This is a genomic window from Sulfitobacter sp. 1A15258 (assembly GCF_043557045.1).
In the GTDB taxonomy this organism is placed as follows: Bacteria; Pseudomonadota; Alphaproteobacteria; order Rhodobacterales; family Rhodobacteraceae; genus Sulfitobacter; species Sulfitobacter faviae.
Genome location: NZ_JBIFFK010000005.1, coordinates 89692 through 110537 on the forward strand (window position 1 = coordinate 89692; position 20846 = coordinate 110537).

Here is a 20846-nt window from a genome sequence, read left to right on the forward strand (position 1 = left end):
TCGGGAGGGCTTTGGCACATCTTGAGGCTGGGTATGTCCTCGACCCGCGTTTCGCGCGGCGCTGAGTATCATTTCGCATCTAAGGATCATTGCGATGTTTTCACGTTTTCTGACTTCCGCCCTCTTTGCAGGGGCCTCTGCCGGCTTGTTGACCGGCCTGCTGCAACTCTATTTCGTGCAGCCCGTGCTGCTTCATGCCGAGCTTTATGAGACCGGCGCGCTGGTGCATTTCGGGGCCGACCCCGTCAGCGCGCACCCCGATTTGCCCGGTTTCGATGCCGTCCGCGATGGGTTGAGCCTGATCTTCACCATGTTGACCTATACCGCCTATGCGCTGATCCTTCTGGCCGCGATGAGCCTTGGCGAAGAGCGCGGCGCGGTAATCGATGGCCGTTGGGGCATCCTTTGGGGTGTTGCGGGCTTCGTCGCTTTCCACCTCGCGCCGGGGTTCAGCCTTGCGCCCGAAGTGCCCGGTGTGGCCGCAGCGGACATCACCGCGCGGCAAATCTGGTGGTTTGCCACCGCAGCGGCAGCGTTGGTAGCGCTTTGGTTGCTCGCCTTCGGCAAAGGCTGGGGCGCGTGGATCGGCGCGGCGGTTCTGCTGATGGCCCCCCATGTCGTCGGCGCACCCGAACCCGAAAGCTTCAGCGGCCCGGTACCGACAGAGATCGGCGCGCTCTTCGCCGCGCGTGCGCTTGGCATCGGCTTGGCCGCATGGGTGTTGCTGGGCAGTTTCGCCGGGTTCTTTTGGCAACGTGAAGGCGCGCAGAGCGCCTGAGGGAGGTCGAGATGGACAGATCACTGGCGCTATTCGCCATTGGATTGGTCTTTGGCGGTGGCATCGGTTTTGCCATCGCCGCAAGCAACGGTGTGACCTTTGACGGCCATGATCACGGCGACCCTGCCGCCCATGGCGGCGGCGGGCATGCGGCCATGGATCACGGTGGTGCGGATCACGCGCGCATGCATGGCCAGCCCATCGCGCTGGCCGCTGAAGTGGCCCCCAGCCTTGCCATCCGCGTAACCCCTGACCCGATGTCAGGCCATAACCTTTTTGTTGAGACCGAAGGCTTCGCCTTTGCCCCCCAGAACGCCAGCGGCGAAAATCAACCGGGCGAGGGCCATGCCCATGTCTATGTCAACGGTGCCAAGATCGGGCGGCTTTATGGCCCGTGGCTGCATCTGGCCGATCTGCCCAAGGGCGAGGTCACGGTGGAGGTCACGCTCAACGCCAATGACCACCGCCCCTTGGCGGTGAACGGTGCGCCGATTACGGCCCGTGAGGTGCTGACGGTTGAATAATCGCGCCGCCTCCCCTTTTCATGGCGGGCCGGAGCGCATACCCGGCACGCATAACCCGATGGGACAAGATCAATGAGCGCAACCCTACATGTCTGCATGACCTGCCGCGCCGGTGAGGTGCTGGAGGAAGACGCCCCGCGCCCCGGCGCGCAGCTTCATGCCGCCCTCGACGCCGCAGGCGCGCCCGAGGGCGTGACCATCGTGCCGGTGCAATGTCTTTCGGCCTGTTCGCAGGGCGCCGCCGTGGCGCTTTCTGCGCCGGGCAAATGGTCCTATGTCTATGGCCGCTTGACCAAGGAAGACGCCGCCGACATCCTTGCCGGAGCTGCCGCCTATGCCGCCACTCAAGACGGGCTCGTGCCATGGCGCGAACGCCCGGTCATCTTTCGCAAGCAAAGCCTTGCGCGTATCCCCCCTTTGACCCTGCCGCAGGAGCCTACCGTATGAGCGATCTCGCCAAAATCCCCGTTACCGTCATCACCGGCTTTCTCGGCGCGGGCAAGACCACGTTGATCCGCCATCTCATGACCAATGCAGGCGGGCGCCGCCTTGCGGTTCTGGTCAATGAGTTCGGCACCGTGGGGGTGGATGGGGACATCCTGAAATCCTGCGCCATCGACGACTGCCCGGCGGAGAATATCGTCGAGCTGGCCAATGGCTGCATTTGTTGCACCGTGGCCGATGATTTCATCCCCACCATCGAAGCGTTGATGGCACTGCCCACGCGCCCCGATCACATCCTGATTGAAACCTCCGGGCTCGCCCTGCCGAAACCGCTGCTCAAAGCCTTCGACTGGCCCGCGATCCGGTCCAAGATCACCGTCGACGGCGTCATCGCGCTGGCCGATGCCGAGGCCGTGGCCGCTGGCACTTTCGCCGCCGATGTCGCCGCCGTGGACGCGCAGCGTCTGGCCGATGACAGCCTCGACCACGAAACGCCGCTCTCCGAAGTGTTCGAAGATCAGATTTCCTGCGCCGATATCGTGCTGATGTCCAAGGCCGATCTCGCCGGTCCCGATGGCCTTGCCAAAGCCCGCAAGGTGATTGAAGAAGAAAGCCCGCGTGAGATTCCGATCCTTGAGATGACCGAAGGCGTGATCGACCCCAAGGTGGTGCTCGGCCTCAACGCCGCCGCCGAAGACGACCTCGCCGCGCGCCCTTCGCATCACGACGGCCATGACGATCACGAGCATGACGATTTCGAAACCGTGGTGATCCCGATGCCGGAAGTGTCGGATGTCAATGCGCTGGTGGCCTCGATCGAGCGGCTCGCGCGTGAGCAGAACATCCTGCGCGTGAAGGGCTATGTCGCGGTCGAGGGCAAGCCGATGCGCCTGTTGGTGCAGGCCGTGGGCGCGCGGGTGCGCCAGCAGTTCGACCGCCCTTGGGGCAGTGACACGCGCGCCGGGCATCTGGTGGTGATCGCCGAACATGACGACATCGACCTCGCCAAAATCCGCGAGACTTTGGGAGCCTGACCCCCCATGCATGTCGTCTTTCGCGAAAGCCACGGGTTGGAGGATACCGACACCCCCTATGATCCGGGGCAAACCCCCGCCGATCTGGTGGTGCTGTCGTTTTCCGACAGTGACCTCGGCGCTTTCGCGGCAGGCTGGCATCGCGGCGGCGGCAAGGAGGGCAAGCTGCCCTCGCTGCGGCTGTGCAACCTCGTGGCGCTGCGGCACCCGGCCTCGGTCGACAACTACATCGAACAGACGCTGACCGGGGCCAAGGGCATTCTGATCCGCCTCATCGGGGGGGAGAATTACTGGCCCTACGGCATCATGCAGGTCCAAGACTTCGCCCGCCGGAATGACATCGCGCTGGCCGTGCTGCCCGCCGATGGGCGCGAAGATCCGGTGCTAGACGCGCATTCGACTTTGCCGGTTTCCACGCTCCGCCGTCTTGCGCATCTCTGTGATGCAGGCGGGCCGGTGGCGGCGCAGGCCGCGCTGGCGCAGATGGCGCTGGCGGCGGGCTTTTACGCCGGGCCGGTCATGGGCACGAAAACGGTGCCGGATTGCGGCTATTACGACCCCGATCAAGGGGTGCTTCCCCTCGCCGACGCGGCGGGGCAGACTGTCGCGGTTACCTTTTACCGCAGCTATCTTCTGGCCGCCGATACCGCGCCCGTCGATGCGCTGATCCGCGCGTTGCGTGCGGCGGGGCTGAACGCGATCGGGCTTTTCGTGCCCTCGCTTAAATCCGATCCCGCGCGGGGCTTTCTGGGCGATGCGCTGGCGGCGATGAAACCCGTGGCCATCGTCAACGCCACCGCCTTTTCGGGGCGCGGGGATGATGGCACCTCCCCACTTGACGCGCCGGGCTGTCCGGTGTTTCAGGTGGCCCTCTCCACCGCCCGGCGGCGCGATTGGGACGAGAGCGAGCGCGGCCTTTCCCCCGCCGATCTGGCGATGCATGTGGTCTTGCCCGAGGTCGATGGCCGCATCTTCGGCGGCGTCGTCAGTTTCAAGAGCCCCGGAAAGCGCGACCCCGACCTGCAATATTCCCGCTTTGCCCACCGTGCCGAAGAGGCGCGGATCGAGGCTGTCGTCGCCCGTGTGCTGGGCTGGTATCGGCTGGCGCAGACATCGGCGGCCACGCGCAAGCTGGCACTGGTGCTCTCGACCTATCCGGGGCGGGACGATCAACTGGCTCATGCGGTCGGTCTTGATGCGCTGGCCAGCGTCGAAGACATGTTGATGCGGCTCGCGGGCGAGGGCTATGGCGTCACGCCGCAGATCGGCTTTGGCCGCAGCCTGACCGAGCAGCGCATCACTTGGCCCCTTGCCGACTATGAGGCGGCGCTGGCCGCTCTGCCGCAGGCGCTGCGCGATGACCTTCGCGACGCGTGGGGCGCGGCGGCGGATGATCCGCTGGTGCAGGACGGCGACTTTCACTTCGCCGCGCAAACCTGCGGCAACGCACTGGTCGCCCTGCAACCCGAACGGGGCGATCTGCAAGACCGCGAAGACAGCTATCACGACCTCGCCCGCACGCCGCGGCATTCCTATGTGGCCTTCTACCTCTGGCTGCGGGCGCAGGGGCATCACGCGCTGGTGCATATCGGCGCGCATGGCACGCTGGAGTGGCTGCCGGGCAAGGCGGTGGCCCTTTCGGGCGATTGCTGGCCCGAGGCGCTGACCGGTGATCTGCCGGTGATCTACCCCTTCATCGTTAACGATCCCGGCGAAGCGGCACAGGCCAAGCGGCGCATCGGGGCGGTGACGCTCGGCCATCTGCCGCCCCCGCTGAAAGACAGTGAAACGCCCGATGGGCTGTTGCGGCTGGAACGGCTGCTGGACGAATATTCCACCGCCGACGGGCTCGACCCCGCGCGCCGCGACCGGCTGGTCGACACGATCCGCGCCGAGGCGCAGGCGGCGGGGGTGGAAGATGACCTCGGCCTCGACGCCGCCAGTTCCTCGGCCGAGGCGCTAACCCGGATCGACGCCTTCGTTTGCGACATCAAGGAAAGCCAATACGGCGATGGTCTGCACGTCTTCGGCGCGGGGGCGGGCGAATGGGACGGTTTGCTGACCGCGCTGGCAGGGCGGCGCGTCACCTCCGGGCCTTCCGGCTCACCCTATCGCGGGCGGTCTGATGTGCTGCCGACGGGGCGCAACCTCTATGCCGTCGATCCGCGCGGGGTGCCCAGCCGGGCCGCCCATGCGCAGGGGGTGAAACTGGCCGAGGAATTGCTCAGGCGGCATCTGCAAGACAATGGCGACTGGCCGCGCGGGCTGGTGATCGACCTTTGGGGCTCCGCAACCATGCGCACGGCGGGCGAAGAGGTCGCCATGGCGATGCATCTCGCCGGGATCGCGCCGAAATGGGATGAGGGCAGTGAACGGGTGTCGGGTTTCGAGGTGATCCCGTTGACCCTGCTGGACCGTCCGCGCATCGACGTGACCCTGCGCATCTCGGGCCTGTTCCGCGATGTCTTTCCCGGCCTCGCGCAGCTTTTCGAAGCCGGGGCGGCGGCATTGGCCGAACGCGAAGAAGCGCCGGATATGAACCCCTATCTCACCCGAACCCCCCGTGTCTTTGGCCCCAAGCCGGGCCTTTACGGCGTGAATATGGAAGCGGCCTTGCAAGACTATTCCGAAGCGGGTCGCGCCGCAGCGGGTGAGGCGTGGCTCGCGGGGTCAGAATGGGCGATCAACGCCCAAGGCGAGGCGCATCAGGACCGCGCCGCGCTGGAGGCGCAGTTGCAGCGCGCCGATGGCTTTGCGCATGTGCAGGACTTGGCCGAAAGCGATATCCTGCTGGCCTCGGACTATGCCAGCCATGAAGGCGGCTTTGCCGCCGCGATGGCGCATCTGGGCGCGCAGAAACCGGCGATGTACCACCTTGACCACACCCGCGCAGGCAGCCCCCGCGCGCGCTCCATGCCCGAAGAGATCGCTCGCGTCGTCCGCGCCCGTGCGGCCAATCCCGGCTGGGCCAGCGGCATGATGCGCCATGGTTTTCGCGGCGCGGCAGAGGTGGCAGCGACACTCGACAACCTTGCTGCCTTTGCGCATCTGACGCGCGAGGTGCCTGCGCATCTCTTCGACCTCTATTTCGACGCCACACTGGGGCGCGAAGATCTCGTGGCCTTCATGGAGGCCGAGAACCCCGCCGCCTTGCAAGCCATGCGCGACCGTTTCGCAGCGCTGCGCGAGTCCGGCCTCTGGCTGACCCGCCGCAATTCGATCTCGGCCACATTGGACGGGGTGACGTGAGCGCGGCTCCGGCGATCAAGGGCTGGTGCCCCGGTGCGCTGCGTCCGATGCTCTCGGGCGATGGGCTGGTGGTGCGTCTGCGGGTGCCGCAGGGACGCTTGACCCCGGCCCAAGCCCGCGGCGTGGCGGGGCTGGCCACGCGCTATGGCAATGGCATGCTCGACCTGTCGAACCGGGGCAATCTGCAACTGCGCGGTGTCGATCCCGCGCGGCACGAAGGGCTGATCGACGCGCTGCGCGCGCTGGCGCTGATCGACGTGGATGAGCGGACGGAGCGGCGGCGCAACATTATGGTCAGCCCCTTTTGGCAGGCGGGCGATGATACGGATTCCCTTTGCCAAGCCCTCTCTGCCGCCGCGCAGGCCCATGCGCTGCCGGATGTCTCCGCCAAATTCGGTTATGCGGTCGACGCAGGGCCGCAGCCGGTGTTGCAGGCCGATCCCGCCGACATCCGGTTCGAGCGGTCGGTGGAGGGGCAACTGCTACTCTGCATCGAAGGGGCGCCGCGGGGCAAACCCGTAACCCGCGCGACTGCGGTGGCCGAGGCCATCGCGCTTGCCGAATGGGTGCGCGCGCAGGGGGTGCCCCGCGCCGCGCGCGCCACGGCCACGGGGGCGCCGCTTCCCGCCGGTTTTGACTGCCCGCGTCAGACAGGGCAGGGCACACCCGCCCCCGGCCTCTACCCAGCCGGGGCGCTTGTCGCCTGTGCTTTCGGGCAGATGGAGGCCGAAACGCTTGCCGCGCTCGCCGAGCTTGGCCCGCTGCGCCTGACCCCGTGGCGGAGGGTGCTGATCGAAGGTGCCACGCGGTTGCCTGATCTGTCCGGTCTTATCACCGCCGCCGATGACCCGCTGTTGCGCGTGGTTGCGTGTATCGGCGCGCCGGGCTGTGCACAGGGCCGGGGTGAGACGCGCGGGCTGGCCCGGCACCTTGCCGCCGTGGTGCCGAAGGGGCAACGCCTGCATGTCTCCGGCTGCGCCAAGGGCTGCGCCGCGCCGCGCGCTACCGACCTCACCCTGACCGCCACCGCGCCAGAGCGCTATGACCTCATCCACGATGGCCGCGCCGATGCCATCCCTGATCTGCGCGGGCTGACCCCCGCCGCCATCGCCTCTCACCTTAGAAAGTCCGCCGATGCCCCATAGTTATATCACCGACGGTGCCGAGATTTACCGCCAGTCCTTTGCCACCATCCGCGCCGAAGCAGCGCTAGCGCGTTTCACCCCGGAGGAAGAGATCGTCGCCGTGCGCATGATCCACGCCGCGGGTATGGTCGGGCTGGAAGAGCACATCCGCTTTTCCGAAGGCATGGCCGTGGCCGCGCGGGCGGCACTGGAGGACGGCGCGCCGATCCTCTGCGACGCCTATATGGTCAGCGAAGGCATCACCCGCAAACGCCTGCCGCGCGGGAATGAGGTGATCTGCACCCTGCGCGACCCTTCGGTGCCAGCACTGGCCGCGAAGATGAGCAACACCCGCTCTGCTGCCGCGCTGGAACTGTGGCGGCCCCATCTGCAAGGCGCCGTGGTGGCCATCGGCAATGCGCCCACGGCGCTGTTTCACCTGCTCAACATGCTCGAAGACCCCGATTGCCCGCGCCCGGCGGCAATCATCGGCTGCCCGGTGGGCTTCATCGGCGCGGCGGAATCGAAAGAGGCCTTAATGCAGGACTTGCCTGTGCCCTCGATGATTGTGCAGGGGCGTTTGGGCGGTTCGGCGATCACCGTGGCGGCGGTGAACGCCTTGGCCAGCAGGGTGGAATGACGATGGGCAAGGTAATCTGCGCGGGCCTTGGCCCCGGCGATCCGGAATTGATGAGTGTGAAGTCCGACCGTGCCATTCGCGGCGCGCGGCATCTGGCGTATTTCCGCAAGAAAGGCCGCGCCGGACAGGCGCGCCGCATCGTCGAGGGCATGTTGCGCGACGACGTGGTCGAATATGCGATGGAATATCCCGTCACCACCGAGTTGCGCTTTGATTCGCCCGAGTATCGCGCCCAGATGGTCGCCTTTTACGAGGAATGGGCCGACCGGCTCGAAGCGCTGGCGCAGGATCACGAGGTGGTCGTGCTGTGTGAGGGCGACCCTTTCTTCTACGGCTCCTTCATGCATTTGCACACGCGGCTTCAGGGCCGCGCCGAGGTTGAGGTGCTGCCCGCGATCCCCGGCATGGTGGGCTGCTGGAACGCGCTCGATACGCCCTTCACTTGGGGCGACGACGTGGTCACCGTCTTGATGGGCACGCTGCCCGAGGCCGAGTTGACCGATCACATGAAGCGCGCCGATGCGCTGGTGGTGATGAAGACGGGCCGCAACCTGCCGAGCGTGCGCCGCGCGCTGGCGGCGGCGGGCAAGTTGGAGGACGCTTGGCTGGTCGAACGCGGCACCATGCCCGACCAGCGGGTGGCGAGGCTTTCTGACGTGGCGGATGACGACTGCCCCTATTTCGCGATCGTCTTGGTCCATGGTCAAGGCCGCAGACCGGAGGCCGAGGCATGAGCGGCATCCTTCATATCGCGGGCCTCGGCCCCGGCGACGACGCGCTTGTCACGCCCGAGGTGACCGAGGCCTTGGCGCAGGCCACAGACGTTATCGGCTATATCCCTTACGTCGCCCGTGTCACCCCGCGCGACGGGCTGACCCTGCACCCCAGTGACAACCGGGTGGAGTTGGACCGTGCCGAACACGCATTGCAACTGGCGCAGGCGGGCGCGCGGGTGGTGGTGGTGTCTTCGGGTGATCCGGGCGTCTTTGCCATGGCCTCAGCCGTGTTCGAGGCGGTGGAGCGGGAACCGGCGTTTGAAAGCGTCGACATCCGCGTGCTGCCCGGCATCACGGCGATGCTGGCGGCGGCGGCGCGGCTTGGGGCGCCTTTGGGCCATGATTTCTGCGCGATCAACCTCAGCGACAACCTCAAGCCATGGGCGATGGTGGAGCACCGTTTGCGGATGGCGGCCCGGGCGGATTTCGCCATGGCCTTCTACAACCCCCGCAGCAAATCCCGCCCGCATCAATTCGCCGAGGCGTTGGACATTCTGCGCGCCGAATGCGGGCCGGGCCGGCTGATCACCTTCGCCCGCGCCGTGACCACGCCGGAAGAGGCGTTCAATACCGTCACATTGGGCGAGGCGACGCCCGAGATGGCGGATATGCGCACCGTGGTGATTGTCGGCAATTCCGCGACGCGGCGGGTCGGACGCTATGTCTATACGCCGCGCAGCGCGGTATGATGTAGCCAATGCATCACTTCGGTCACATCATTGGCGGCCACCTCGCCCGGCAGGGCGGGCCGGTCGGCCAAGATCACCGGCAGGCCAAGCGCGCGGGCGGCATCCAGCTTGGCCCGCGCGCCAGCGCCTCCGGCGTTCTTGGCGACCACATGGGTAATCGCATGGGTCTGCATCAGCGCGGTGTCACCCGCCACGTCGAACGGACCACGCGCCAGCACAAGGGTCGTTTGTCGCAGCGGCAGCGGGTCGCGCGGCGGATCGACAAGGCGCAGGAGGTAGCGGTGCTGCGGTTTCGCGGCGAAAAGCGCCAGTTGCTGCTTGCCGATGGCCAGAAACACCCGCGCCGGGCTGTCGGGCAGGGCGGCGGGCAGATCGCTGATGTCAGGCACGAAAGTCCAATCGTCACCCTCCTGCGGCTCCCACGGGGGGCGCTCGAACCGCACCAGCGGCAGGTCTTGTCGGGCGCAGGCGACGAAGGCATTGTTGCTCATCCCCGCGGCGAAGGGATGGGTGGCGTCGACAACATGGGTGATCGCTTCGGCTTCGAGATAGGCCACCAGCCCCGCCACGCCCCCGAAGCCGCCGACGCGGGTGGGCAGGGGCTGGGCCACGGGGCTGTCGGTGCGCCCGGCATAGGAAAACACCGCGTCGATCCCGGCTTTGGCCAAGGCGCGGGCCAAGGCGCTGGCTTCGGTGGTGCCACCCAAAAGAAGGACGCGCATGATGGGTGATCCTTGGCTCAGCTTCATCGGAATGCCCGACGATAACGCGGATGCCTTGCCCGCGGCAAGCCGCGCAGCGCTGGCAAAGGCCGAGGTGATCTTTGGCGGGCCGCGCCATCTGGAGCGGGCAGGCGCAGGCGCGCGCGGGCGGGCTTGGCCGGTGCCCTTCTCGGTCGAGCCGGTGTTGGCCGAGCGCGGCAAACGTGTGGCGATGCTGGTGTCGGGCGATCCCTTCTGGTTCGGCGCGGGCGGCAGCATCGTCGGCGCGTTGCAGCCCGACGAATGGCACAGCCTGCCCGCGCCCTCGACCTTCTCGCTGGTGGCCAATGCGCTTGGCTGGCGGTTGGAGGAGATTACCTGCCATGGGCTTCACGCCGCACCGCTGGCGCAGTTGCGCGGTGCCCTGCGTCCCAAGGGGCGGATGATCTGCCTGCTGCGCGATGGGAAAGCCCCTGCGGCGCTGGCGGAGTTTCTTTGCACACAGGGCGCAGGCGCGGCCAGGCTGCATGTGGCCGAACGGCTGGGCGGCCCCGACGCGCGGGTGCGGGCGGTGCAGGCGGATGGCTTCGATCTGTCGGATGTGCAAGCGCCGGTGGCGGTCGGGGTGGAATTGCCCAAGGGCATTGGCCTGCCGCGCGCCCCCGGCCTGTCGGATGACCATTTTGCCAGCGACGGCCAAATCACCAAGGCGCCGGTGCGGGCGCTGACGCTGTCGGCCCTCGCCCCTCGGCCCGGCGAGTTGCTGTGGGACATCGGCGCGGGCAGCGGCTCGGTCTCGGTCGAGTTCTGTCTTGCCGGTGGGCGCGCCATCGCCTTTGAGCAGCACGCCACGCGGGTCGAGAATATCACCCGCAACATCGCAGATTTCGGCCTGAACGCGCGTATGCAAGCGTTTCATGGCCGCGCACCAAATGTCTGGGCGGGGCAGCCTCTGCCGGATGTGGTCTTTGTTGGCGGCGGCGGCAACGCAGCGCTTTACGATGCCCTGCTGCCTGCGCTACCAGCGGGCACGCGGCTGGTCGCCAACGGTGTGACGCTGGAAACCGAGGCGCTTTTGGCGCAGTTGCAAGCGGAGCATGGCGGCACCCTGTTGCGGATCGAATTGGCGCAGGCGGCGCCTTTGGGCCGGATGCGCGGCTGGCAGCCGCTGCGGCCCGTGGTACAATGGAGCGTGACTTTATGAGGTTGGCCGGGATCGGATTTCGGGGCGCGGCGAGCGTCGCCTCGCTGCGCGATGCGCTGGCGCGGGCCAACCCAGATGGCACCAAGATCGACGCGCTGGTGACCGAAGCCGCCAAGGCCCGTGCGACCGTGTTTCGCGACTTCGCGCAGGAGTTGGGCGTGCCGGGGCTGGGCATCACCACCGAAGACTTGGCCCGCATGATAACCCCTACGCAATCGGCCCGGATCGAAGACCGTTTCGGCACCGGCTCCCTGTCCGAGGCCGCCGCATTGGCTGCCGCCGGGCCGGGGGCGGTATTGGTTGCCGAACGCGTCGTTTCGGGCGATGCCATGGCCACCGCGGCGATTGCCGAGAGGAAAGGATAGATACCGTGACTGTACATTTCATCGGGGCCGGGCCGGGGGCGGCGGATCTCATCACCCTGCGCGGGCGCGACCTGATCGCGGCCTGCCCGGTCTGCCTCTATGCCGGGTCGCTGGTGCCCGAGGCGTTGCTGAGCCACTGCCCCGAGGGGGCGCGGATCGTTAACACCGCAAGGTTGTCGCTGGATGACATCATGGAGAAAATCGCCGCCGCCGATGCCGCAGGTCATGACGTGGCGCGGCTGCATTCGGGCGACCTGTCGGTCTGGTCGGCGATGGGCGAACAGCTGCGCCGCTTGCGCGAGATGGGCATCGCCTATGACGTGACGCCGGGGGTGCCATCCTTTGCCGCCGCCGCGGCGGAACTGGGGGCCGAGCTGACCCTGCCGGGCGTGGCGCAATCGGTGATCCTGACCCGCACCTCGGGCCGCGCCACGGCGATGCCCGAAGGCGAGACGCTGGCCAATTTCGCCCGCACCGGGGCGACGCTGGCCATCCATCTGTCGGTGCATGTGCTCGATAAAGTCGTCGAAGAACTGACCCCGCATTACGGTGCCGATTGCCCCGTCGCCGTGGTCTGGCGTGCAAGCTGGCCCGATCAGCGCATCGTCAAAGCGACGCTTGCGACCCTGCGCACCGAGGTGGGCGAGGAAATGGCCCGCACCGCGCTGATCCTCGTGGGCCATGCCATCGGGGCCGAGGATTTCGGCGAGAGCCGCCTATACGCCGCCGATTATGACCGCCGCTTCCGCCCCGTCGGGGCCGAGCCGCGCTTTCCGGAGACCTCCTCATGATCCCGCCCGGCCTGCTGATTTCCGCCCCGGCCTCCGGCACCGGCAAGACAACCCTCATGCTGGGGCTGCTGGCTGCGCTGCGCGCCGAAGGTGTCGCGGTGCAGCCGTTCAAAAGCGGCCCCGATTACATCGATCCGGCCTTTCACACGGCGGCCTCGGGCCGGGCGTCTTTCAACCTCGACAGTTGGTCGATGGACCGCGCGCGGATCGAAGGGCTGGTCGGCAATGCCGATGGGGCCGAATTGATCCTCGGCGAGGGGTCGATGGGGCTGTTTGACGGGGTGGCCAAACCGGGGGCCTGTGGCAATGGCGCCAGCGCTGATGTCGCGGCGCTGATGGGCTGGCCGGTGGTGCTGGTGCTCGACGTATCGGGGGCGGCGCAATCGGTGGCGGCCACGGCGCTTGGTTTTCGCGAAATGCGGCCCGATGTGGAATTGGCGGGCGTGGTGTTGAACCGCGTCGCCTCCCCACGGCATGAGACGCTGGTGCGCGCGGGGATGGAGGCTGTCGGGATCAAAGTCTTCGGCGCACTGCCGCGCCGGGTGGAGATCGAAATGCCCGAGCGTCACCTCGGGCTGGTGCAGGCCGGAGAGCAGGAAAACCTGCCCGATCTGTTGGGGCAGGCGGCGGCCTTCGTCGCGGCCCATGTCGATGTCCCCGCCCTGCGGGCCGCCGCGCGGGGCACGTTGCAGAACCCACCCGCACCGGCGCAGATCACCCCGCCCGGGCAGCGCATCGCGCTGGCGCAGGACAACGCTTTCGCTTTTGTCTATCCGCATCTTTTGGCCGGATGGCGCGCGGCGGGGGCAGAGGTTCTGCCCTTCTCCCCGCTCGCCGATGAAGCGCCGGACGACAGTGCCGATTGCTGCTGGCTCCCCGGTGGCTACCCTGAACTCCACGCCGGCAGGCTCGCCGCCGCCGCGCAATTCCGCGACGGGCTGCGCGCCTTTGCCGACACCCGCCCCGTACACGGCGAATGCGGGGGCTATATGGCGATGGGCGCGGGTCTCATCGACAAGGAAGGCACCCAGCATGAGATGGCGGGGCTTCTGGGGCTGGAGACCTCTTTCGCCAAGCGCAAGATGCATCTGGGCTACCGTCAGGCCGACCTCAACGCGCCGATCCCCGGCCATTCCGCACGGGCCGAATTGCGCGGGCATGAGTTCCACTATGCCACGATCCTTGCCGAGCCGGACGCCCCGCTGGCGCGGATCACCGATGCCAATGATCTTGAAGTGCCCGAGACCGGCTCGGTCCGCGATTTCGCGGGGGGCGGGCGTGCCACGGGCACCTTCTTTCACATGATCGCGGCGCTGTGATGGGAGGCTTTGTTTCCTTCGTCTCCTCCGGCCCCGGTGACCCGGAGCTCTTGACCGTCAAGGCCGTGGCACGGTTGCAGGCGGCGGATGTGGTGCTCTTCGATGACCTCAGCGCAGGCCCGATTTTGGAACACGCGCGGCCCGATGCGGACCTGATCGGCGTCGGCAAACGGGCCGGGCGCGCCTCGCCCAAGCAAGACCATGTGAGCCGCGTTCTGGTCGATCATGCGCAAGCCGGGCTGAAGGTCGTGCGGTTGAAATCCGGCGACAGCGGCATGTTCGGACGGCTGGAGGAAGAAATCATCGCACTGCGCGCGGCGGATATCCCTTTCGAGATCGTGCCGGGTGTCACCGCCGCCTCTGCCGCCGCCGCCACCGCAGGCATCCCGCTGACCCGCCGCATGACGGCGCGGCGCGTGCAATTCATCACCGGCGCGGATGTGACCGGCGAATTGCCGCGCGACGTGAACATGGCCGCCTTGGCCGATCCGATGGCGACCACCGTGGTCTATATGGGCAAACGCACCTTCGCGGGCCTTGCTGCACGATTGATCGAACACGGGCTGCCAGGCCACACGCCCGCGCTGCTGGCCGAGGCGGTTTCGACCCCGGCGGAGAAGGTGCAGCGCTTCACGATCGAAACGCTGGCGCGCCATCTGGAGAGCTCCAGCAGCACCACGCCCGCGCTGATCTTTTACGGACCATTGGCCGAGTTCGAGACGTGAAAGCGTTCGTCTGCACCTCCTGCACCGCTGATGGCGGCTTTCTGGATGTGGTCCGCGCGGGTCTGTCCGAGGTGGAGGTCGAAGGCATCGACTGTATGTCAGGCTGCTCGCGGGGCCAGACCATCGCCTTTCGCGCGCCGGGCAAGGTGGCCTATCTGTTTGGAGAGATCACCGAAGCGGATATGGATGACCTGCGCCGTTTCGTGATGCTCTACCGCGCGTCGCCGGATGGCAAATTTCCTGATGCGCGGGTGCTCGGCGGGCTGCGGTTGAAAGCGATTGCGAGGATACCGGGATGAGCGCGCTTGAACTCACTTTGATCGGCATCGGCACCGGCAACCCTGAGCATCTGACCCTGCAAGCGATCCGGGCGATGAACGCGCAAGACCTGATCTTGATCCCGCAAAAGGGGGCGGGCAAGGATGATCTGGCGGGGCTGCGGCGGAGCATCTGCGACGAGGTGCTGACCAATGAGGCGGTGCAGGTCGTCGGCTTCGATCTGCCCGTGCGTGACCCGGCGATCGAAGATTACCGCGCCCGCGTTGACCACTGGCATGATGCGATTGCCGAGGCATGGCGCGGGGCGATGGCCCAGCATCCGACCGCCCGGCGGGTGGCGCTGCTGGTCTGGGGCGACCCATCGCTTTATGACAGCACCCTGCGCATCGCCGCGCGGCTGGAACCTGCGCCGCGTATCACCGTGATCCCCGGCATCACCTCATTGCAAGGGCTGACGGCGGCTCATGCGATCCCGCTGAATGAAATCGGCGCGCCCTTCATGGTGACCACCGGGCGGCAATTGCGCGATCACGGTTGGCCCGAAGGGGTCGATACGCTGGTGATCATGCTCGATGGCGATTGCGCCTTTCAGGCGTTGGACGCGGAAGGCGTGACGATCTGGTGGGGCGCCTACGTTGGCATGGCCGAAGAGATCATCCGCCATGGCCCGTTGGCCGAGGTTGCCGAAGACATCATTGCCACCCGTGCCGCCGCCCGCGCGGCGCATGGTTGGATCATGGACATCTACCTGCTGCGGCGCGGCTGATCCTTAACCGTCGGGATCGACCTTGCCGCGCATCGCCTTGACCTCGCCGCGCACCTTCTTGGCCTTGAGGCGGCGCTTTTTCGACCCCAGCGTCGGGCGGGTGGCGATGCGGCGTTTCGGCGGGGTGAGGGCACGGCGGATCAACTCGGCCAGACGCTCGCGCACCAGCTCGCGGTTGCGCGCCTGACTGCGGGTCTCGTCACATTGCAACACCAATGCGCCTTCGGTCGTCCAGCGCCGCCCGGCCAGACGGCGCAGCCGGTTCTTGACCGGTTGCGGCAGGGAGGGCGAGGTGGCGGCCTCGAACCGCAGTTCCACCGCCGAGGAGACCTTGTTCACATTCTGCCCGCCGGGGCCGGAGGCGCGCATGAAGCTTTCCGTCAGCTCCCAATCCTGAATGGCGATGTCATCGTTGATGTGCAGCATGGGCTCTCCTTGCCCCCGCAACATGCCAGCCCGCGCCGTAAGGGTGAAGGGGGAATGCGAAATGGGCCGCCCCTTGCGGAGCGGCCCAATCGAATGGTTTCAGGAGGGGGATCGGTTAGACCGACGTCTACCAGGTGGTTGCATTGCCAGGGGCTGCCCTAGCAGGAAACCCCGCTGGCTGTTCCGACACCTCGCTCCAATACCTTTCTTGACACTGGATCACCTCCTTTACAGTTGTTGAACTCACCCTGAGCGTTGCACAGGTTTTGAAATTCGCAAAGCGTTTTTTTAGAGGGGCGCGGCGGCAGGGGGTGGCCCCCTGCGCCAGTATCACGCGCGGGCGGTCAGCCGTGCGGTCAGCAGCCGGAAGGGGATCAGCGCGATCAGCGCGATGGCCAGTTTGACCGACCAATCCGCCACGGCGAGCGAGACCCAAAGCGGCGCGAGCGGGCCCGTGCCCAAAAGCGGCAGCGTCTCAGCGGCCCAAGCCACATCGGTGGCGGGGTGGATGAACGACAGGCTGGCCGAAAAAGCGATGGAGAAAAACAGCGCTGTGTCGATCGCGCTGCTGATCAAGGTGCTGACCAAGGGCGCGCGCCACCATGCGCCATCGCGGAAACGGTTAAAGATCGTCACGTCCAACAGCTGCGCCACGAGGAAGGCGGTGCCCGAAGCCACGGCGATGCGGATCGTCACCAGCGGGCCGAACTCGCCCATGATCTGCGTGCCAATGAGCGAGCAGATCAGGCCCACGACAAAGCCCACCAAAACGACCCGACGCGCGGCAGAGGCGCCGTAGAGACGGTTCATCACATCGGTGACGAGGAAGGCGAGCGGATAGGTGAAAGCGCCCCACGTCAGCCATTGGCCAAAGAGAAACTGAACAAGGATATTCGAGGCCACGACGATGGCGGCCATGGCAAGAATGCCGGGAAGATAGGTGCGTGTCATATGTGAACCGTTTTGTGCAAGGGTGCGGCGACTTGGCCTGCGGGGATCGCAGACGAAACGGCTTTAGTCGCCGGAACCCGGTTTGGCAAGGATCAGCTCGACCACCTCATTGCGCTGCATGACGAAGAAGTTGTCGTCCGACAGCAGGGTCAGCCGGGTTTGCCCCGCCGCATCCTGCCAAGTGCTGAGCGCTTCGAGGTTGTCATATTGACCGGGGCCGGAGGTCAGCAGTGTCTCTTCGCCAAGCGCAGGCGCGGTGAGGTCGAACCGGCGGATGCGGCTGCGAAAGCCCAGTGGCGTGATCGTCCGCTCCAGCAGGTAAAGCGTGCCATCCTCGGCAAAATCCGCATCCACGGGTAGGAACGGCCCCCGGCGCGGAACCTCCGCGGCAATCGTCCAACTGCTGCCGTCAAAGGCATAAAGCGGGAAGTCATCGGATGTGGGAACGCCGCCTTCGGGGACGGCAAAGAGCCGCCCATCGGGGTGGGCGGCCAAAGTCTCCATCCCCGCGTTTGGCTCGAACTTGGCGAAGTCGTCATGTCTGGGCAGCGGGGTGGTGACGCCGCTCTCGGGCGACAGCCGCGCGACATGGTGGTCGTGTTCGAATGAGACGTAGAGTTGCCCGCTGCCGTCACGCGCCAGCGCTTCGGCATCGCGCATCTTGTCGCGCAGGGGCTTGCCATCGGCATCTTTGAGCGGCGCATCCTCCTCAATCTCAAGCGCGACCAAACGGCCCGCCTCGCGCAGCATGCGCGCCTGCACGACACGGCCCCGGTCCGACACCGCCGTGAGGCGGGTGCCATCGGCATTCACCTCAACCCCGGAAAAGCCGCCGAACCACGGCGCCGGATGGCGCCATGTCAGCACGCTGTCCACCTGCACCACCGGCCCTGTCTGCGCGGCGGGGGCCACGCAGGCGATGAGCAGGAAGAACGGGAGGCAGGCGCGGATCAGTTTGCGTTCAAAACGGCGTTGCATTGGGCAGGCAGGTCCGCAAGCAGGATGTCGCGCTTGGGCTTGGGTTTCACCTTGGGCGCGCTCGGGTCGGGCTTTGGCGGGTTCAGGATATTGGCCTGCCACTGCCGCGCATCGGCGCAGCCGTCACCGGGCGGGGGCGGGGCCTGATCCACACAGCCCCGCGCGCCCTTGGGGCAGCTGATGCGGATGTGGAAGTGATAGTGATGCCCGTACCAAGGCCGGATTTTGCGCAGATAGCTGCGGTCGCCTTTCTCATCGGCGCACATCTGCACCTTGGCGCCGGGGAAGACGAAGATACGCGCGGTGCGGGGGTCTTGGGCCGCAGCCTTGATCACCTCGTGATGCGCAGGTGTCCAAGAGGAATTCACATAGGCCCCGCTCGCCCGGCGCATGGAGATCGAGGAGATATTCTCGCGCTGCGCCCGGCTGAGGTTCAGGGACTTCGGCGGCAGCATCCAGATGTCGGCATCAAGCCCGATCTGGTGGCTGGCGTGACCGGTCAGCATCGGCCCCCCGCGCGGTTGGCTCATATCGCCGACATAGACGCCTTCCCAACCGGGTTGCTGCGCGGCCTTGCGGCTGAGCTTTTTAACCATGTCGATCATCTCGGGGTGGGCCCAGTTGCGGTTACGCGACAGGCGCATGGCCTGCCATGTCGGACCTGTCTCGGGCAATTGCTCGGCCCCGGCAAGGCAGCCTTTGGAATAGCTGCCGAAAGCCGCCGGAGACTGCGCGGAGGCAAAGTTTTTGGCGCCGAAAAGCCGCTTGGCCTCGACCGTGCTCAATGCGCCGCCCGAAGAGCCGATGGTCGGCAGGGCGACCTTCTCACCGCTGATGTCGGTCTCGGTCCGGCCGCCCCCGCAGGAGGCGAGCGCGAAGGCAAGCGCCACGGAGGTGAGGGTGCGAAGCAGCGTCATGTGGCGAAATCTCCCTTGGGTTTGACCCAGGCTAACAGGATCAATCCGATGATGAAAAGCCCCACGACGGGGGTGATCCCCAGCCTTTGGCTGCCTGTGAGGTCGCTGGTCAGGGCAATCAGCGCCGGTGCGAGAAAGGAGGTGGCCTTGCCCGAGAGGGCGTAGAGGCCAAACGCCTCGGTCATCCGCTCGGGGTTTCCCTGCCGGGTCAGCATATTGCGCGAGGATGCCTGTAGCGCACCGCCCGCCGCGCCGATAGAGGCCCCGGCGACGTAGAACAGGATATCGGGCAGGGCAGAGCCTTCGGGCAAAGAAACGCCCATGACGGAATTCGGCCCCAGAGAGATGATCAGGCAGGCGGTGGCGATGAGGATGACGCAACAGGCCACGATCATCGGCATCGGGCCGATGCGCCGGTCGATCCGCCCGCCCAGCACGCAGAACACCGCGCCCGAGATGGCGGCGAGGATGCCGAAGATGCCGATCTCTTGGATCGACCAATCCAGCACCCCAAGCGCATAGACCCCGCCAAAGGTATACATCCCGTTCAGCGCGTCGCGGTAGAACATCGACGAGCCGAGATAGGCCAGAAGCGACGGGTGTTTCGGCAGCCCCCGCAGGGTGCGCACCAAATCCGCAAGACCCGCACCCACGCGATAGCGCACGGCGCCGGGTTTCGGCCTGTCGCGCACATAGAGGAAGAAGGGGATCATAAAGACCGCGTACCAGATGGCCGTCAGTGGCCCGACGATACGGGTGTCGGCCTTTGTCGCCGGGTCGAGCCCGAAAAGCGGCGTCAGCCCCGCCATGGTGCGCCCATTCGCGCCGCTTTGAAACAGGGCGATCATCGCGATCAGCGCCAGCACCCCGCCCGCATAGCCAAAGGCCCAGCCATCGCCGGAAATGCGCCCCCGCTCATCCGCGTCGGGGTGCAACTCGGGCAGGTAGGCATTGGTAAAGATCGTCGCGAACTCCATCCCGACCAAGCCGATGCCGAAAAAGAACAGCGCCCAAAGCAGAGAGAAATCCGCCGGGGCCGTCCACCACAGCGCGCCCGCGCCGACCACATACATGGCCGAGAAGAGCCTGATCCAAGGCATCCGCCGCCCCGAGGAATCCGCCACCGCGCCCAAGATCGGGGCCAGCACCGCAATCGCGACGCCCGCCAGCGCCAGACCATAGCCCCAGTATGCCTGCGCTTGGGCTTTGGCGGCGCCAAGCTCCATCCCGCCTCCGACCAGCGCATTGGTCGCGGTCTGAGCAAAGTAGGGGCCGAAGATAAAAGTCAGAAGCAGGGTGTTGTAAGGCTGGCTGGCCCAATCAAAGAAATACCATCCCCAGATGCGCTTGCGCCCGCCTGTCTGTGCCATGTTGCGCCCTTTCGCGGCCTGCCCTTTTTCAAGTTAGAGCAGGGCAGGGCGCAAGGCGCAAGCGTCAGTAAGGGCATGGGGTGAGGCAGAGGAGGGCGGTCGGCTCAGGCCGAAAGCGGCCCTGCCGCATCGGGGGTCGGGGCCGCGTCCTGCATCGGCGGCCAGGGGCGGTGCGCATCAGCGCGGATCCATTCGGCCACCCAGCCCGGCACCTCAGGCGAAGCTTGCTGCCGTCCCATCGCTTGCAAGACCTTTTCCGGCGGGATCAGCCCGTTACGATCGGTGACGGCGGAACGGTAGAGCACATGGCTCGCGCATTCGCCGTTCTTCTTCCACATGGATTGCTCAAGGTAGATGAACTTGTCGTCCCAACACAGGGTCCGGCTGCGCATCTCGAACTTCTCGAACATGCGGATGCGGCGGCGGAACCGCGTGCTGGAGCCTGCGATGGTGATCGCCCATTTGTTCTGGCGCAGCAGCGTGATCAGCCCGGCCCGCTGCGCCATGGCGGTGCGGCCCAGATCATAGAGCGACAGCGCCCGCCCGTTGTTCAACTCCATCCAGATATCGAGGTCATGCGGCCAGCAGATGTGATGGCTGACATGGGTGTCGGTCAGATTGTCCAGCGGTGCCTGCCGCGCGGCGACGATGACGTCTTTGGCCATGCGGATGATCGGGAACATGAGGCTTTCCTTTGTCGTGACGCCGCGGATCTGCGGCGGAAGCGCTGCGCGGTCAAGCATATACGTCGCGGCACTCTTGCCCTTTGAGGGCGGGGCGCTTAACTGTCTTGCGT

General features: G+C 66.5%; 23 protein-coding genes. 16 read left to right on the plus strand and 7 right to left on the minus strand.

Features of this window, described 5'->3' with window-relative positions; genetic code table 11:
* Positions 1 to 94 precede the first annotated feature (94 nt).
* The 9 genes from ACGYK9_RS11995 to cobJ all read left to right on the plus strand — a co-directional run bounded on the left by ACGYK9_RS11995 (position 95) and on the right by cobJ (position 9258).
* A complete protein-coding gene (locus tag ACGYK9_RS11995; protein ID WP_271688498.1) occupies positions 95 to 778 on the plus strand; it encodes a CbtA family protein in 684 nt (227 codons plus the stop codon).
* Between the two features lie 11 nt (positions 779 to 789).
* The gene (locus ACGYK9_RS12000) at positions 790 to 1302 is read left to right on the plus strand and encodes a hypothetical protein (RefSeq protein ID WP_394410900.1); all 513 of its coding nucleotides are present in this window, start codon (positions 790 to 792) and stop codon (positions 1300 to 1302) included.
* 72 nt (positions 1303 to 1374) lie between these two features.
* Positions 1375 to 1749 carry a DUF1636 domain-containing protein gene (locus ACGYK9_RS12005; protein WP_209216755.1) on the plus strand — a complete coding sequence of 125 codons (375 nt, stop codon included), beginning with the start codon at positions 1375 to 1377 and terminating at the stop codon, positions 1747 to 1749.
* A complete protein-coding gene (gene cobW / locus ACGYK9_RS12010) occupies positions 1746 to 2780 on the plus strand; it encodes a cobalamin biosynthesis protein CobW (RefSeq protein ID WP_394410903.1) in 1035 nt (344 codons plus the stop codon). The genes ACGYK9_RS12005 and cobW overlap by 4 nt, the downstream gene beginning before the upstream one ends.
* Before the next feature lie 6 nt (positions 2781 to 2786).
* Positions 2787 to 6029: a cobaltochelatase subunit CobN gene (gene cobN, locus ACGYK9_RS12015; RefSeq protein ID WP_394410906.1), complete on the plus strand. Its 3243-nt coding sequence runs from the start codon at positions 2787 to 2789 to the stop codon at positions 6027 to 6029.
* Entirely contained in the window at positions 6026 to 7174 is a 1149-nt protein-coding gene (gene cobG, locus ACGYK9_RS12020; protein ID WP_394410909.1) for a precorrin-3B synthase, read from the plus strand. The genes cobN and cobG overlap by 4 nt, the downstream gene beginning before the upstream one ends.
* Positions 7164 to 7793: a precorrin-8X methylmutase gene (locus ACGYK9_RS12025; RefSeq protein WP_394410912.1), complete on the plus strand. Its 630-nt coding sequence runs from the start codon at positions 7164 to 7166 to the stop codon at positions 7791 to 7793. The genes cobG and ACGYK9_RS12025 overlap by 11 nt, the downstream gene beginning before the upstream one ends.
* A 2-nt stretch (positions 7794 to 7795) precedes the next feature.
* On the plus strand, positions 7796 to 8527 hold the full coding sequence (cobI, locus tag ACGYK9_RS12030; protein WP_394410915.1) for a precorrin-2 C(20)-methyltransferase: 732 nt from the start codon (positions 7796 to 7798) through the stop codon (positions 8525 to 8527).
* Entirely contained in the window at positions 8524 to 9258 is a 735-nt protein-coding gene (gene cobJ / locus ACGYK9_RS12035) for a precorrin-3B C(17)-methyltransferase (protein ID WP_394410918.1), read from the plus strand. The genes cobI and cobJ overlap by 4 nt, the downstream gene beginning before the upstream one ends.
* Here cobJ and ACGYK9_RS12040 read toward each other — a convergent pair.
* Positions 9234 to 9983 (minus strand): cobalt-precorrin-6A reductase, encoded by a 750-nt coding sequence (locus ACGYK9_RS12040; protein WP_394411384.1) that lies wholly within the window; start codon positions 9981 to 9983, stop codon positions 9234 to 9236. The two genes, cobJ and ACGYK9_RS12040, sit on opposite strands and share 25 nt — an antisense overlap.
* Between ACGYK9_RS12040 and cbiT the strand changes: the two genes are divergently transcribed.
* Genes cbiT through cobF form a run of 7 tightly spaced genes read left to right on the plus strand, consistent with a single transcriptional unit; the run spans position 9982 to position 15408 of the window.
* Positions 9982 to 11163: a precorrin-6Y C5,15-methyltransferase (decarboxylating) subunit CbiT gene (gene cbiT / locus ACGYK9_RS12045; RefSeq protein ID WP_394410921.1), complete on the plus strand. Its 1182-nt coding sequence runs from the start codon at positions 9982 to 9984 to the stop codon at positions 11161 to 11163. The two genes, ACGYK9_RS12040 and cbiT, sit on opposite strands and share 2 nt — an antisense overlap.
* Positions 11160 to 11528 (plus strand): cobalamin biosynthesis protein, encoded by a 369-nt coding sequence (locus ACGYK9_RS12050; RefSeq protein ID WP_394410924.1) that lies wholly within the window; start codon positions 11160 to 11162, stop codon positions 11526 to 11528. The genes cbiT and ACGYK9_RS12050 overlap by 4 nt, the downstream gene beginning before the upstream one ends.
* 5 nt (positions 11529 to 11533) lie before the next feature.
* Positions 11534 to 12319 (plus strand): precorrin-4 C(11)-methyltransferase, encoded by a 786-nt coding sequence (cobM, locus tag ACGYK9_RS12055; protein WP_394410926.1) that lies wholly within the window; start codon positions 11534 to 11536, stop codon positions 12317 to 12319.
* Positions 12316 to 13638 carry a cobyrinate a,c-diamide synthase gene (locus ACGYK9_RS12060; protein ID WP_394410928.1) on the plus strand — a complete coding sequence of 441 codons (1323 nt, stop codon included), beginning with the start codon at positions 12316 to 12318 and terminating at the stop codon, positions 13636 to 13638. The genes cobM and ACGYK9_RS12060 overlap by 4 nt, the downstream gene beginning before the upstream one ends.
* Positions 13638 to 14363, plus strand: a complete 726-nt coding sequence (gene cobA, locus ACGYK9_RS12065) for a uroporphyrinogen-III C-methyltransferase (RefSeq protein WP_394410930.1) — start codon at positions 13638 to 13640, stop codon at positions 14361 to 14363. The genes ACGYK9_RS12060 and cobA overlap by 1 nt, the downstream gene beginning before the upstream one ends.
* Positions 14360 to 14662, plus strand: coding sequence for a DUF1636 family protein (locus ACGYK9_RS12070; protein WP_394410932.1), 303 nt, complete (start codon positions 14360 to 14362; stop codon positions 14660 to 14662). Before cobA ends, ACGYK9_RS12070 begins: the two co-directional genes overlap by 4 nt.
* On the plus strand, positions 14659 to 15408 hold the full coding sequence (gene cobF / locus ACGYK9_RS12075; protein ID WP_394410935.1) for a precorrin-6A synthase (deacetylating): 750 nt from the start codon (positions 14659 to 14661) through the stop codon (positions 15406 to 15408). The genes ACGYK9_RS12070 and cobF overlap by 4 nt, the downstream gene beginning before the upstream one ends.
* A gap of 3 nt (positions 15409 to 15411) precedes the next feature.
* On the opposite strand, the gene arfB is transcribed toward cobF, so the two are convergent.
* The 6 genes from arfB to ACGYK9_RS12105 form a co-directional block, all read right to left on the minus strand.
* Positions 15412 to 15834, minus strand: coding sequence for an alternative ribosome rescue aminoacyl-tRNA hydrolase ArfB (arfB, locus tag ACGYK9_RS12080; protein ID WP_067267837.1), 423 nt, complete (start codon positions 15832 to 15834; stop codon positions 15412 to 15414).
* A 330-nt stretch (positions 15835 to 16164) separates the two neighbouring features.
* Complete coding sequence (locus ACGYK9_RS12085) at positions 16165 to 16785, minus strand: queuosine precursor transporter (RefSeq protein ID WP_271688480.1); 621 nt, start codon at positions 16783 to 16785, stop codon at positions 16165 to 16167.
* 63 nt (positions 16786 to 16848) lie between these two features.
* Positions 16849 to 17763, minus strand: a complete 915-nt coding sequence (locus ACGYK9_RS12090) for an esterase-like activity of phytase family protein (protein WP_394410938.1) — start codon at positions 17761 to 17763, stop codon at positions 16849 to 16851.
* Positions 17736 to 18680, minus strand: coding sequence for a penicillin-insensitive murein endopeptidase (gene mepA, locus ACGYK9_RS12095; RefSeq protein ID WP_394410941.1), 945 nt, complete (start codon positions 18678 to 18680; stop codon positions 17736 to 17738). The genes ACGYK9_RS12090 and mepA overlap by 28 nt, the downstream gene beginning before the upstream one ends.
* Positions 18677 to 20050 carry an MFS transporter gene (locus ACGYK9_RS12100; protein ID WP_394410944.1) on the minus strand — a complete coding sequence of 458 codons (1374 nt, stop codon included), beginning with the start codon at positions 20048 to 20050 and terminating at the stop codon, positions 18677 to 18679. The genes mepA and ACGYK9_RS12100 overlap by 4 nt, the downstream gene beginning before the upstream one ends.
* Positions 20051 to 20154: 104 nt before the next feature.
* Positions 20155 to 20733, minus strand: coding sequence for an acyl-CoA thioesterase (locus tag ACGYK9_RS12105; RefSeq protein WP_067267849.1), 579 nt, complete (start codon positions 20731 to 20733; stop codon positions 20155 to 20157).
* Positions 20734 to 20846: the final 113 nt, after the last annotated feature.